This window comes from Gilliamella sp. ESL1225 (genome assembly GCF_058502635.1).
Genome location: NZ_CP196358.1, coordinates 47755 through 61599, shown reverse-complemented (window position 1 = coordinate 61599; position 13845 = coordinate 47755). Strand labels below are relative to the sequence as shown.

The 13845-nt window shown below is 37.4% G+C and carries 8 protein-coding genes, 1 tRNA gene and 3 rRNA genes; all 12 read left to right on the top strand.

Annotated features, from left to right (window positions below; translation table 11 throughout):
- Position 1 precedes the first annotated feature (1 nt).
- Positions 2 to 676 (top strand): GNA1162 family protein, encoded by a 675-nt coding sequence (locus ACSYSW_RS00250; RefSeq protein WP_491705255.1) that lies wholly within the window; start codon positions 2 to 4, stop codon positions 674 to 676.
- Between the two features lie 172 nt (positions 677 to 848).
- Positions 849 to 1766 carry a cation diffusion facilitator family transporter gene (locus ACSYSW_RS00245; RefSeq protein ID WP_491705256.1) on the top strand — a complete coding sequence of 306 codons (918 nt, stop codon included), beginning with the start codon at positions 849 to 851 and terminating at the stop codon, positions 1764 to 1766.
- Positions 1767 to 1839: 73 nt separating this feature from the next.
- A complete protein-coding gene (gene pfkA / locus ACSYSW_RS00240; RefSeq protein WP_491705257.1) occupies positions 1840 to 2802 on the top strand; it encodes a 6-phosphofructokinase in 963 nt (320 codons plus the stop codon).
- Positions 2803 to 2880: 78 nt separating this feature from the next.
- The gene (locus ACSYSW_RS00235; protein ID WP_491705258.1) at positions 2881 to 3129 is read left to right on the top strand and encodes a GNAT family N-acetyltransferase; all 249 of its coding nucleotides are present in this window, start codon (positions 2881 to 2883) and stop codon (positions 3127 to 3129) included.
- A gap of 243 nt (positions 3130 to 3372) precedes the next feature.
- A complete protein-coding gene (locus ACSYSW_RS00230; RefSeq protein ID WP_491706269.1) occupies positions 3373 to 4377 on the top strand; it encodes an acyltransferase family protein in 1005 nt (334 codons plus the stop codon).
- Positions 4378 to 4830: 453 nt separating this feature from the next.
- Positions 4831 to 6372, top strand: a 16S ribosomal RNA gene (locus ACSYSW_RS00225).
- 52 nt (positions 6373 to 6424) lie between these two features.
- A tRNA-Glu gene (locus ACSYSW_RS00220) sits at positions 6425 to 6500 on the top strand.
- Positions 6501 to 6694: 194 nt separating this feature from the next.
- Positions 6695 to 9589: ribosomal RNA gene (locus tag ACSYSW_RS00215) — 23S ribosomal RNA — on the top strand.
- A gap of 92 nt (positions 9590 to 9681) precedes the next feature.
- Positions 9682 to 9797 (top strand): 5S ribosomal RNA (gene rrf, locus ACSYSW_RS00210).
- The 16S, 23S and 5S rRNA genes sit together here with 1 tRNA gene alongside, the layout of an rRNA operon.
- A 524-nt stretch (positions 9798 to 10321) precedes the next feature.
- On the top strand, positions 10322 to 10771 hold the full coding sequence (locus ACSYSW_RS00205; RefSeq protein WP_491705260.1) for a LexA family protein: 450 nt from the start codon (positions 10322 to 10324) through the stop codon (positions 10769 to 10771).
- The gene (locus ACSYSW_RS00200; protein WP_491705261.1) at positions 10768 to 12027 is read left to right on the top strand and encodes a Y-family DNA polymerase; all 1260 of its coding nucleotides are present in this window, start codon (positions 10768 to 10770) and stop codon (positions 12025 to 12027) included. The genes ACSYSW_RS00205 and ACSYSW_RS00200 overlap by 4 nt, the downstream gene beginning before the upstream one ends.
- Positions 12028 to 12535: 508 nt before the next feature.
- Positions 12536 to 13816, top strand: a complete 1281-nt coding sequence (locus tag ACSYSW_RS00195; RefSeq protein WP_491705262.1) for a hypothetical protein — start codon at positions 12536 to 12538, stop codon at positions 13814 to 13816.
- The last annotated feature ends 29 nt before the right edge of the window (positions 13817 to 13845 follow it).

Genomic DNA, 13845 nt, shown 5'->3' with positions numbered 1-13845 from the left:
AATGAAAAAAATTATTTTATTATTAATTGTTACTTTGCCTCTTTTACTTACGGGTTGTAGTAATAATAATTCTGTTTCTGATGTTGTTGAAACTAAACCAGAAGTCCCGAGAACAATATTAGTGTTGATGCCAAAAAATAACACAAATGATGTTAAAGCAAACTATACGGTTTTATCAAATGTAACATATCCATTATCTGAGGCAGGCTATTATGTTTTACCCGTGGTTGTAACTGATGAAATTTTTAAACAAAATGGCGTTACAGTTGCAAATGATATCCATAATATTTCCCCACAAAAACTATATCAAATTTTTAAAGCTGATGCGGCTTTATATATTGATGTAACCTCATTTGGAACGGATTATCAAGTTATTCAAAGTGATACGCATGTTACAGTAAGCGGCAAGTTAGTTAATTTGCAAACTGGAAAAGTCCTTTGGAGTGGTATAGCTTCAGCATCAAGCTTAGAGAATGATAGTACTGTTAATTTTGGTTTAATGAGTTTACTTGTTCAAACAGCTGCTAAACATATTATCAATACTTCATTAGATAAAACTTATGAAATTAGTGATATTGCTGTGAATCGTTTATTGGCACCATCAAATACGGGTAACAATAAAAATTTACAGTATGGACCGCGTTCGCCTTATTATGAAAACCAAACTACAAAATAATAAGTTTTATTTTATCGATTTTCCTGTTTGATAAAACGGGAAAATCCTCGTTTATTATTTAATACTTTTTTCACTTAAAATAATCAATTATTTTTAATAATTTAAAATAGTATCTTTCGTATTTTCTTTATAATTACCCATAATTTCAATGCTCAAAAAATAGGTGCATAAAATGGTAAGTTATGATCGTTATGCTAAACTCATAAAAAGAGCGACCTTATATGCAGTTTGTTTATCAATAATTCTTATAATTATAAAATGCATTACTTTTTGGTTAACAGGATCACTAAGTTTATTTGCCTCTTTATTGGATTCATCTATTGATCTTCTTGCTTCTGGTTTAAATTTTTTATTAGTTAGATATGCCTTAAAGCCACCTGATGAAGGTCATACTTTTGGGCATGGAAAAGCAGAATCATTAGCAGCATTAGCACAAAGTGCATTTATTATTGGTTCTTTATCTTTTTTTCTTTTTAATAGTATTAAAATCCTTTTTTATCCAATTCCTGTTACTATGCCTCTATTAGGTATTCTAGTATCTTGTATTTCGATCATAATGACGTTCATACTAGTTTGTTATCAAAATCGTATTATCAAATTGACAAAAAGTAAGGCAATTAATGCCGATAAGCTTCATTATTCAGCAGATTTATTTGTCAATGTTGCTGTTATTGTCGCGCTTTTTTTAAGTTGGTATGGGATTTGGTATGCTGATGCGCTTGTTGCCTTTATTATTGCGCTAATCTTATTTTATAATGCCTGTAAAATCATTTATTCGGCTATTCAAGATCTTCTTGATAGAGCGTTACCTATTAGTATGAATGAAGAAATCATTAAAATTGCACTATCTTTTCCTGACGTGCATGGTGTACATGAGTTAAAGACAAGACAAGCAGGTCCTATCAAATTTATTCAACTACATATAGAATTAGATGATAATATTTCGCTTTTAAAAGCGCATGCTATAGCCGATGCGATTGAAAAGCAGATTGCAGAAACATTTACTCCGGCAGATGTCATTATTCATCAAGATCCTATTTCTGTTTTGCCCCAGGAGCGATTAATAATCCAACAAAATCGAGTTAAATAGCATTTTTCATCTATTGTTAGACATACTTTATCCCTCTATAATGAACAGAAAATAAATAACGGGAGCATAACAAATGATAAAAAAAATAGGTGTTTTAACAAGTGGTGGTGATGCACCGGGAATGAATGCGGCAATTCGTGGTGTTGTGCGGGCTGCATTAACTGAAAATTTAGAAGTATATGGTATTACAGATGGTTATTTAGGACTTTGTGAAAATCGTATTAATCAATTATCTCGGCATAGTGTCTCTGACATTATTACACGTGGTGGCACATTTTTAGGATCTGCGCGTTTTCCTGAATTCAAAGACCCAACAGTAAGAGCAACAGCCATTGCTAATTTAAAGCAACATGGCATTGATGCGTTAGTTGTTATCGGTGGTGATGGTTCTTATATGGGGGCGATGAAATTAACCGAAGAAGGATTTCCATGTATTGGATTACCAGGAACTATCGATAATGATATTCGTGGTACGGATTATACTATTGGTTATTTTACTGCCCTTTCAACAGCGGTAGAAGCAATTGATAAATTAAGGGATACTTGTTCTTCGCATAATCGAATTTCAGTTATTGAAATAATGGGACGTGATTGTGGAGATTTAACCTTAAATTCAGCCATTGCAGGTGGTTGTGAGTTTATGATTATTCCTGAAGTATCTTATACACAGGAAGATTTAATTGAAGAAATTAAAATGGGTTTTGCTAAAGGTAAAACGCATGCTATCGTTGCTGTAACAGAACATATGTGTGATGTGAATAAACTAGCGGCTGAAATTGAACGCGCAGTTCATCATGAAACTAGAGCCACTGTTTTAGGACATGTACAACGTGGTGGTTCACCGGTACCTTATGACCGAATTTTAGGATCTCGAATGGGCGCATTTGCTGTTGAATTGTTAATTGATGGTTATGCTGGACGCTGTGTTGGTATACAAAATGGTAAACTTGTACATCATGATATCATTGACGCCATTACAAATATGAAACGTCCATTTGATATGGATTTATACAATACAGCTAAACGTTTATTCTAAATTATATTAATTTACTATTTTGCCATTTTAACAATGGCAAAATACTTTATTATCATAACAAAGTCATAAGGGGGTATTATGTCATTACATTATAATGAAGATAAAAATCGTTTTTATGTTTACACTGATGATAATAATGAAATCGGCGAAATAACATTTACGCGAATAGGGACAGATAAAGCAACAATTGATCATACTTTTGTTGATCCTGCTTATAGAGGTCAAGGAATTGCCGATAAACTTCTTGAGCTCACAGTCCATCGATTACAAGAAGAAAATAGGGAAATTACTCCTTTATGTTCATTTGCAGAGAAAAAATTAAAATAATAATAAATAAGAAACTAAAGTTATTAGCCTCTCTTTGGTTAAATTCAGTTAAATTATATTAATCACAATTTTATTTATTCTTAGCCTTCTGCTAAGAATAAAATTCCTATTAATTTTAATAATTTAGGTATTACATAGTAAGTGTAATGATTATCCGCATATTTTTGAAACAAGTTCATTATGATAACGACAAAAAGCAGAAAAATTAATTCAGTTCACCTATTGCGAGGTGTTTCGATAGTCATGATTGTATTTAGTCATTGTTTAGGTGTATTTAAAAATGAAAATCTAATTAATCATACTTATCTTTTCTCATTCTTAAATCTTTTCGCCTTTAACTTCACGACTTTTTTTGTTTTGATTGCAGGTTTTTTATTTCAACATCTAACATATAAATATGACACGAAAACCTATTATTTGTCTAAAATCAAAAATGTACTTTCTCCTTACATATTTGTATCAATATATTGTTTTATATTTCTCCATTATGATTCGCTTTCACAATTACCACTATATTCAGAACATGGAGATAATATCATAAAAAGCATTTTTATCATGATGATAACTGGCTCGCAATTATTGCCATTATGGTTTATTCCAATGATTATGATAATTTATGCACTGGCTCCTTTATTATATTATTGGTCTAAAAAAAATCTTATTATTGTTGGATTAATATCAATGGTATGGGTGATTATGTTCACCAAACCGGACTTCCATAAACCACTATTTAACTTATTACATTTTGGGCCCGTTTATTTGATAGGGATGATGCTAAAACAAAATTATGATCTCATTATGAAATCGGTAAAAGATAATTTATGGGTGTTAATTATTTTCTTATGTTTATGTTTTTCTGTACCTTATTTACACCGATATGTACATACAATCGGCATAGCAAATATCTATTTAGATACATTACAAAAAATAATTCTTTTTATACTAGCATTATATTTTTTAGATGGCTTAAATCAAAAAAATAATGATGGAAGAATTTATTGTTTGTTCTCAAAATTAGCTAATTATAGTTTTCCAATTTATTTTATACATGAAATAATCGTATTTAAATTAGAATATTTGCTTCAAAAATCCCCCTATGGATATATCATCAAGACAGATAATGGCACTATAGCTACATTAAGTGCAATTTGTTTATTACTATTAACTATAAGTATTAGTATATTTATTAGCTATTTATTTAAATTAATATTCAAAAACAACGCTAGATATTTTATTGGGCTAGGTTGATGGTGTATATTTAATTAATCTTATGAATAATTTAAATAAAATTGAATTTGTAACGTTAAATTAATTTTTCAAAATGATTAAATATAAATCAAACGAAAAATAAATTAAGAAATAGGGTTGAAAAAAAAGGAGAATTCCCTATAATGCGCACCACTGACAACGCAGTGCGGAATGAGAAGCGGCGTAGTGCGTAGGAAGCTGAGAAATAATTAAAAAATTATTTGACAGGATAAGAAAGGTAGCGTAGTATACGCAGCCCTTGAGACAGAAAAGCGAAACGCAAATCTGTCAGCTCTTTAAAAATTAAGAAACAGACAATCTGTGTGGGCACTTGTAAGGCAGAAGAATAGAAGCCGAGAGGCGAGAATTAAGAAGACTTAATAAGTGACCTGAGAGATTCATTTGACGAAAGTTAAAGAAAGAAGCGGAGACAGTTATTGAGCATCAAACTTTAAATTGAAGAGTTTGATCATGGCTCAGATTGAACGCTGGCGGCAGGCTTAACACATGCAAGTCGAACGGTAACAGGGTAGAGCTTGCTTTACTGCTGACGAGTGGCGGACGGGTGAGTAATGTATGGGAATTTGCCGAATGGAGGGGGACAACAGTTGGAAACGACTGCTAATACCGCATAAAGTTGAGAGACCAAAGGGTGGGATCGCAAGACCACTCGCCATTTGATGAGCCCATATGGGATTAGCTAGTTGGTAGGGTAAAGGCTTACCAAGGCGACGATCTCTAGCTGGTCTGAGAGGATGACCAGCCACACTGGAACTGAGACACGGTCCAGACTCCTACGGGAGGCAGCAGTGGGGAATATTGCACAATGGGGGGAACCCTGATGCAGCCATGCCGCGTGTGTGAAGAAGGCCTTCGGGTTGTAAAGCACTTTCGGTGAGGAGGAAGTAGCTACATGAATAGTGTAGATTATTGACGTTACTCACAGAAGAAGCACCGGCTAACTCCGTGCCAGCAGCCGCGGTAATACGGAGGGTGCAAGCGTTAATCGGAATGACTGGGCGTAAAGGGCATGTAGGCGGATAATTAAGTTAGGTGTGAAAGCCCTGGGCTCAACCTAGGAATAGCATTTAAAACTGGTTAACTAGAGTATTGTAGAGGAAGGTAGAATTCCACGTGTAGCGGTGAAATGCGTAGAGATGTGGAGGAATACCGGTGGCGAAGGCGGCCTTCTGGACAGATACTGACGCTGAGATGCGAAAGCGTGGGGAGCAAACAGGATTAGATACCCTGGTAGTCCACGCTGTAAACGATGTCGATTTGGAGTTTGTTGCCTAGAGTGATGGGCTCCGAAGCTAACGCGATAAATCGACCGCCTGGGGAGTACGGCCGCAAGGTTAAAACTCAAATGAATTGACGGGGGCCCGCACAAGCGGTGGAGCATGTGGTTTAATTCGATGCAACGCGAAGAACCTTACCTGGTCTTGACATCCACAGAATCTTGCAGAGATGTGAGAGTGCCTTCGGGAACTGTGAGACAGGTGCTGCATGGCTGTCGTCAGCTCGTGTTGTGAAATGTTGGGTTAAGTCCCGCAACGAGCGCAACCCTTATCCTTTGTTGCCAGCACGTAGAGGTGGGAACTCAAAGGAGACTGCCGTTGATAAAGCGGAGGAAGGTGGGGACGACGTCAAGTCATCATGGCCCTTACGACCAGGGCTACACACGTGCTACAATGGCGTATACAAAGGGAAGCGACCTCGCGAGAGCAAGCGGACCTCATAAAGTACGTCTAAGTCCGGATTGGAGTCTGCAACTCGACTCCATGAAGTCGGAATCGCTAGTAATCGTGAATCAGAATGTCACGGTGAATACGTTCCCGGGCCTTGTACACACCGCCCGTCACACCATGGGAGTGGGTTGCACCAGAAGTAGATAGCTTAACCTTCGGGGGGGCGTTTACCACGGTGTGATTCATGACTGGGGTGAAGTCGTAACAAGGTAACCGTAGGGGAACCTGCGGTTGGATCACCTCCTTACGAAGACCTTGCAAGTGTTCACACAGATTGTTTGTTGAAGAAGAGATAGCACGTCCCCTTCGTCTAGAGGCCTAGGACATCGCCCTTTCACGGCGGTAACAGGGGTTCGAATCCCCTAGGGGACGCCACTTTAAGATGGGTTATTTCTTTGAATATTATCTGAGTATTAATGCGTATATGAATGCGTTAATAGTGAGATAAAGCTCTTTAAAAATTAGGAACAAGCTGAAAGAAACGAGTTCTCGGCTTATGATACGAGGTGAGAGCCGGAAGTATGATAAGAAGAGAAGAAAGCGTAAACCGAGACAACTGCGAGTTGTAAGGTTAAGAAATTAAGCGTACACGGTGGATGCCTAGGCAATCAGAGGCGAAGAAGGACGTGTTAATCTGCGAAAAGCGACGGTGAGCTGATAAAGAGCGTTGAGCCGTTGATGTCCGAATGGGGAAACCCAATGTAGGAGACTACATTATTGTTTAATGAATAAATAGTTAGACAAGGCGAACCGGGAGAACTGAAACATCTAAGTACCCCGAGGAAAAGAAATCAACCGAGATCCCCCGAGTAGCGGCGAGCGAAAGGGGGTCAGCCCAAAGCGGGTAGCTTAAGGTATTAGTGGAAGCGTCTGGAAAGTCGCACGAAAGAGGGTGAAAGTCCCGTACACGAAAGTACTTTAAGTGGAAGCTTGAAGAGTAGAGCGGGACACGAGAAATCCTGTTTGAAGAAGGGGGGACCATCCTCCAAGGCTAAATACTCCTGATTGACCGATAGTGAACCAGTACCGTGAGGGAAAGGCGAAAAGAACCCCGGGAGGGGAGTGAAATAGACCCTGAAACCGTGTACGTACAATCAGTGGGAGCATAATTAAGGTTATGTGACTGCGTACCTTTTGTATAATGGGTCAGCGACTTATATTCTGTAGCAAGGTTAACCGAATAGGGGAGCCGAAGGGAAACCGAGTATTAACTGTGCGAATAGTTGCAGGGTATAGACCCGAAACCCGGTGATCTAGCCATGGGCAGGTTGAAGGTTGGTTAACACTAACTGGAGGACCGAACCGACTAATGTTGAAAAATTAGCGGATGACCTGTGGCTGGGGGTGAAAGGCCAATCAAACCGGGAGATAGCTGGTTCTCCCCGAAAGCTATTTAGGTAGCGCCTCATGAGTAACTGTTGGGGGTAGAGCACTGTTTCGGCTAGGGGGTCATCCCGACTTACCAACCCGATGCAAACTCCGAATACTGACAAGTTTAATCATGGGAGACACACGGCGGGTGCTAACGTTCGTCGTGAAGAGGGAAACAACCCAGACCGCCAGCTAAGGTCCCAAAGTCATAGTTAAGTGGGAAACGAAGTGGGAAGGCTTAGACAGCTAGGATGTTGGCTTAGAAGCAGCCATCATTTAAAGAAAGCGTAATAGCTCACTAGTCGAGTCGGCCTGCGCGGAAGATGTAACGGGGCTAAAACTATGCACCGAAGCTGCGGCAGCGACAGAAATGTTGTTGGGTAGGGGAGCGTTCTGTAAGCCGTAGAAGGTGTGTTGTGAGGCATGCTGGAGGTATCAGAAGTGCGAATGCTGACATAAGTAACGATAAAGCGGGTGAAAGGCCCGCTCGCCGGAAGACCAAGGGTTCCTGTCCAACGTTAATCGGGGCAGGGTGAGTCGACCCCTAAGGAGAGGCTGAGAGGCGTATCTGATGGGAAACGGGTTAATATTCCCGTACTGTGTATAACTGCGAAGGGGGGACGAAGAAGGCTAGGTTTACCACCTATTGGATGGTGGGTTAAGCATGTAGGCGAGTGATTAGGCAAATCCGGTCACTGAAACGCTGAGGTGTGATGACGAGGTGCTAAGGCACTGAAGTAATTGATGCCCTGCTTCCAGGAAAAGCCTCTAAGCTCTAGGTTATAGACAATCGTACCCGAAACCGACACAGGTGGTCAGGTAGAGAATACTAAGGCGCTTGAGAGAACTCGGGTGAAGGAACTAGGCAAAATGGTGCCGTAACTTCGGGAGAAGGCACGCTGATATTAATTGAAATCCCATGCGGACGTAGGTGAAATCAGTCGAAGATACCAGCTGGCTGCAACTGTTTAATAAAAACACAGCACTCTGCAAACACGAAAGTGGACGTATAGGGTGTGACGCCTGCCCGGTGCTGGAAGGTTAATTGATGGGGTTATCCGCGAGGAGAAGCTCTTGATCGAAGCCCCAGTAAACGGCGGCCGTAACTATAACGGTCCTAAGGTAGCGAAATTCCTTGTCGGGTAAGTTCCGACCTGCACGAATGGCGTAATGATGGCCAGGCTGTCTCCACCCGAGACTCAGTGAAATTGAAATTGCCGTGAAGATGCGGTGTACCCGTGGCAAGACGGAAAGACCCCGTGAACCTTTACTATAGCTTGACAGTGAGCATTGAGCCTTAATGTGTAGGATAGGTGGGAGGCATAGAAGTATGTACGCCAGTATGTATGGAGCCGACCTTGAAATACCACCCTTTAATGTTTGATGCTCTAACCTATACTTCTGAATCGAGGTAAGGGACACTGTCTGGTGGGTAGTTTGACTGGGGCGGTCTCCTCCCAAAGAGTAACGGAGGAGCACGAAGGTTAGCTAATCCTGGTCGGACATCAGGAGGTTAGTGCAATGGCAAAAGCTAGCTTGACTGCGAGAGTGACGGCTCGAGCAGATACGAAAGTAGGTCATAGTGATCCGGTGGCACTGAATGGAAGGGCCATCGCTCAACGGATAAAAGGTACTCCGGGGATAACAGGCTGATTCCGCCCAAGAGTTCATATCGACGGCGGAGTTTGGCACCTCGATGTCGGCTCATCACATCCTGGGGCTGAAGTAGGTCCCAAGGGTACGGCTGTTCGCCGTTTAAAGTGGTACGCGAGCTGGGTTTAGAACGTCGTGAGACAGTTCGGTCCCTATCTGCCATGGGCGTAGGAAAATTGAGAGGGTTTGCTTCTAGTACGAGAGGACCGAAGTGAACGCACCGCTGGTGTTCGGGTTGTGATGCCAATTGCATTGCCCGGTAGCTACGTGCGGAATAGATAAGTGCTGAAAGCATCTAAGTACGAAACTAGCCTTGAGATGAGTTTTCCCTAATGAGAATTAGTAAGGTCCGTTTAAGACTAAGACGTAGATAGGTCAGGTGTGTAAGTGTAGTGATACATTGAGCTAACTGATACTAATGAACCGAGAGTCTTAACCTTACAACTCGGAGTTGTTTGGAGCGCGAGAAGAATTTAGCTTGAGCCTAATGAGAAGCTAGCGAGAGTTAGTTGAAGAAGAGAGACAGGATATGTCTGGCGGTAAGAGCGCGGTGGTCCCACCTGACCCCATGCCGAACTCAGAAGTGAAACGCCGTAGTGCCGATGGTAGTGTGGGTATTACCCATGTGAGAGTAGGGAGCCGCCAGACTTTTATATAGAGAGCCCAGTATTTATACTGGGCTTTTTTGCATTTATTTGAAATAATTAACTCTATCTATCTATCTATCTATCTATCTATCTATCTATCTATCTACCTATCTACCTATCTATTACCTACCTACTATTCAAATCCATTTGTAACAGTCATTAACTTTAGGCAATAGTCATGAGTGATGTTTATAGGCATAGGCAAAATAGTGTTAAGTGTTAAATGTGTTTTATACATTTATTTTTTTGATAAATATTCGCATTACAAACTGAAATTCCTTTTTTTATCATCTATTAGTTTACGGAAATTACTTTATATGGGAAATATCCTTTAACTTTAAAATAGATTTCTATTTTTTTACACCTGAAAAATTGATTAAATAAATACAAATACTGTATATTTATACATATTGATTTTTGTTTATAATTTTGCTTATAAAATAAGAATAAATATATGAATTAGTACTAAATTATAATAACGAAAAAAAATGTTAGTTAATAACGTGTTAGTTTGGGAGTATTTTTTTGCATTGCCTTCAGTTTTCTGTTCTTGGTATTTCTGATACCTCTGTTGAACATTTATTACCTTATATTGATTTACCGGTTAGGGCTGGTTTTCCATCACCAGCAGATGATTATTTAGAAGCAAAACTTGATTTAACAGAACATCTAATCAAACATCCTAGCGCAACTTATTATATAAAAGCCATGGGTGATTCGATGATTAATTATGGAATTTTTTCAGGCGATTTATTAATTGTTGATCGTTCATTGGAGCCAAAGATAAATGATATTGTCGTTGTTGCTCTTGATGGGGAACTAACCTGTAAATGCCTTGGTATTATAGATGATCAATATCATTTATTATCCGGTAATATGCTTTATCCTCCGATTTCATTAGCGGGTAAACAAGTTCATATTTGGGGCGTTGTCATTCATACTATTCATTCATTACGTGGTCGTCACCCATTATGATTGGTTTAATTGATTGTAATAATTTTTACGCTTCTTGTGAGCGTGTCTTTAATCCTAAACTTGAGAGAAAACCAATTGGGATCTTATCAAATAATGATGGCTGTATTATAGCTCGTTCTAATGAACTTAAGCCTCTTGTTCCTATGGGGATACCTAATTATCAAATTCCAGATGTTATTCGTAAACAAATTACCTTATTAAGTTCTAATTATGAGCTTTACGGTGATATGAGCCAACGTGTATTTGATACTGTTCGTGAACATACCGCTGATCTTGAACTTTATTCTATTGATGAAGCATTTATTAGATTGAATGGTTTTTCGAATATTATTGATCATTGCCAACAATTAAAAAAAATTGTAAAAAAAAATACCGGTATTCCTGTTAGTATTGGTATTTCTGAAACACGAACATTAGCAAAATTAGCTAATCAAATTGCTAAAAAACAGCCTAATTATGAAGGCGTTTGTTTTTTATCAGCAAATCACCCTCTAACAGATATCAAATTAAGAAATTTTCCAATAGAAGATATTTGGGGAATTGGGCGAACTCTTGCTAAAAAATTAAAATCTTTAGCAATAAATAGTGCTTGGGATTTAAAACAAACCGATGCTAAACAAATAGGAAAACGATTTTCAGTTGTGCTTGAACGTACTGTCTTGGAATTACAAGGTATACCGTGTATTGAGCTAGATGATTTATCGATTCCTAAAAAAAATATTATGACATCGCGTAGTTTCGGTTATTTAACGGATAAATTATATGATGTACAAGAAGCCATTCGAATGTATGCTGCCTTGAGTGCAGAGAAACTTCGTAAACAAGGATCAGTGACAAATGCTATCCTTATTTTTTTAAAAACAAATCGTTTTCGTGATGATTTATTACAATATAATCCTTCTATTATTGTACCCCTTGATATAGTAACTGACGATAGCCAATTAATTATTCATGCGGCACAAAAAGGACTAAATAGTATCTATAAAAAAGGATTTTTATTTATGAAAGCTGGAGTGATGTTGCTGGATCTAAAACCGAAAGATCACTATCAGCAATTCGATCTTTTTGCTGATCTACAGGGAAGAAAACAAAAAAGAGCTAATCTGATGCAGACGATTGATAATATCAATAAAAAATTAGGTAAAAATACCATACAAGTCGGATCTGTTCGAAAAACAGCCCCTGTACAAATTAAAAGGCAATATTTAAGTCAACGTTATACCACGCGGTGGGAAGAATTATTATGTGTAAAATAAAAAATAGATGCTAATAAGCATAAAAAGCTTATTTTTTTATCGATAATAACTAAAATTATGTAAACAATTCATAAAAAATAAAACTAAGAAAATTTTTATTCTCAAGCTATAATACAAAAATTATTTCTTGAAATCATTTCTTTTGTTAGTTATTTAAAATGATTAACAATTGAATGAAAAACTTAGCTTAAATAGGTATTAATATCAATTATTTAAATGTTAAAGGAAATATTATGGTTCACATAAAACAAGCTATACCTTATAATTTTTGTAAGATCACAGATCACAGATCACAGATCACAGATCACAGATCACAGATCACAGATCACAGATCACAGATCACAGATTTTTTATTTTGTCAGTTGTGATACCAATATTCTATAAAACTTCATATATTAAATTAAATACTAATCAGCTTAATATTTACTCATTTTTATATTCTTATTTAATATCTATATTGCAATCTATTGTTTTTCTAGGCATTGCCATTTTTATTATACTAATAAGTATGATGCCTGCTTATGCGAGTTTAAAAGAAGCAACAAGTTTCGGTAGAATACAAGGATCATTGCCTTATTTTGTTTACGGGGACAAAAATACCAAAGCGCAAAATTTTGATGCATTATTTAGAATTTCTTTATCAGATGGACGTGTTTATCAAAATAAAGATGCTGCAGCTACCGAGAGTAAACCAATTGTTTTATCTAGTATCAATAGTACTTTAGGAGATATAACAACTGAAATTCCTAATGGGATGATGTCTGTACCATTAAATAATTATGCAAAATATTGGCAAGATGAAAATGGGGATGTGTTAAATTCAATAAGTGGGGATTTTAAACAAACAATGACCGATATTGAGCATAAAACCATTACGCGAACACAATCATTAGATAGATGCCAATCTCCCTATATATTATCTTTATCATATGATGCAACGAATGTTTCAACAAAATATGGATTACCTAATCAAATAACGATTCCTTATACTACAATAAATTATTATATTAACCCAAAGATTGATAGACCAACAGTCTGTTGGGCTCAACCTATCTTAATTTTTGATGAATCGTCAGTACATATAGGGAAAGATTTTGTGCGTTCTTATGGATTTTTAGCACATGATATTAACAATCCATTATCCAATTTTCCAACAACCGGTTTTGATAAAGCGAATTTTTATCTAATTTTTGGTGGACTGATTAATGGTGAAATTATCTATACAAAATCACCTGAAAATTCATTGATAAATATTGCTATGGAATGGAAAGATACCACTAAATCAGTTATAAAAAGAAAAGGATTACATATTACATTAAGTGGACCAGATTTAAATTCAAATAAAGCTGATGCATTAAAATTTACACCAACTACTTTTAAACTTTTTTTGCCAGATGACAAAACTCATCCTATATATAGTTTTACTATTAACAGATGGTTTATTCCATTAACGGGGACTTATAATAATACGACGGCATCAGTGGCATGTAACCAATATGGTTATAATATTCCTGATGTCCGTGATATGGTTAATTCTAAATATGAAGGTATAGCAGGTGCTTATCCAGCAGCTGGAAATTATTTAAAAACGGAAATAGGTGGTGGACTTTTATCAGAATGGCGATGTCCTATTGCACGTTATTATCCCGGCATTAATTTAATAAGTGATTCTTATCCTTTTATATTAAGTAGTAGAGGAAAGTCTCCTTATTATTCAAGCATGAGCTGTCAAGGTGAGATTGCTAATGTGCGAGCAGGTAACTACGTAATGTGTACGAATCCTTACTAGTTAGATACAAAAAAACCGACTCATGTCGG

Bases quoted from the DNA above. Each gene is read 5' to 3' on its own strand.
- ACSYSW_RS00250 (WP_491705255.1), top strand. From the start codon at position 2: ATGAAAAAAATTATTTTATTATTAATTGTTACTTTGCCTCTTTTACTT.
- ACSYSW_RS00245 (WP_491705256.1), top strand. From the start codon at position 849: ATGGTAAGTTATGATCGTTATGCTAAACTCATAAAAAGAGCGACCTTA.
- pfkA (WP_491705257.1), top strand. From the start codon at position 1,840: ATGATAAAAAAAATAGGTGTTTTAACAAGTGGTGGTGATGCACCGGGA.
- ACSYSW_RS00235 (WP_491705258.1), top strand. From the start codon at position 2,881: ATGTCATTACATTATAATGAAGATAAAAATCGTTTTTATGTTTACACT.
- ACSYSW_RS00230 (WP_491706269.1), top strand. From the start codon at position 3,373: ATGATTGTATTTAGTCATTGTTTAGGTGTATTTAAAAATGAAAATCTA.
- ACSYSW_RS00200 (WP_491705261.1), top strand. From the start codon at position 10,768: ATGATTGGTTTAATTGATTGTAATAATTTTTACGCTTCTTGTGAGCGT.
- ACSYSW_RS00195 (WP_491705262.1), top strand. From the start codon at position 12,536: ATGATGCCTGCTTATGCGAGTTTAAAAGAAGCAACAAGTTTCGGTAGA.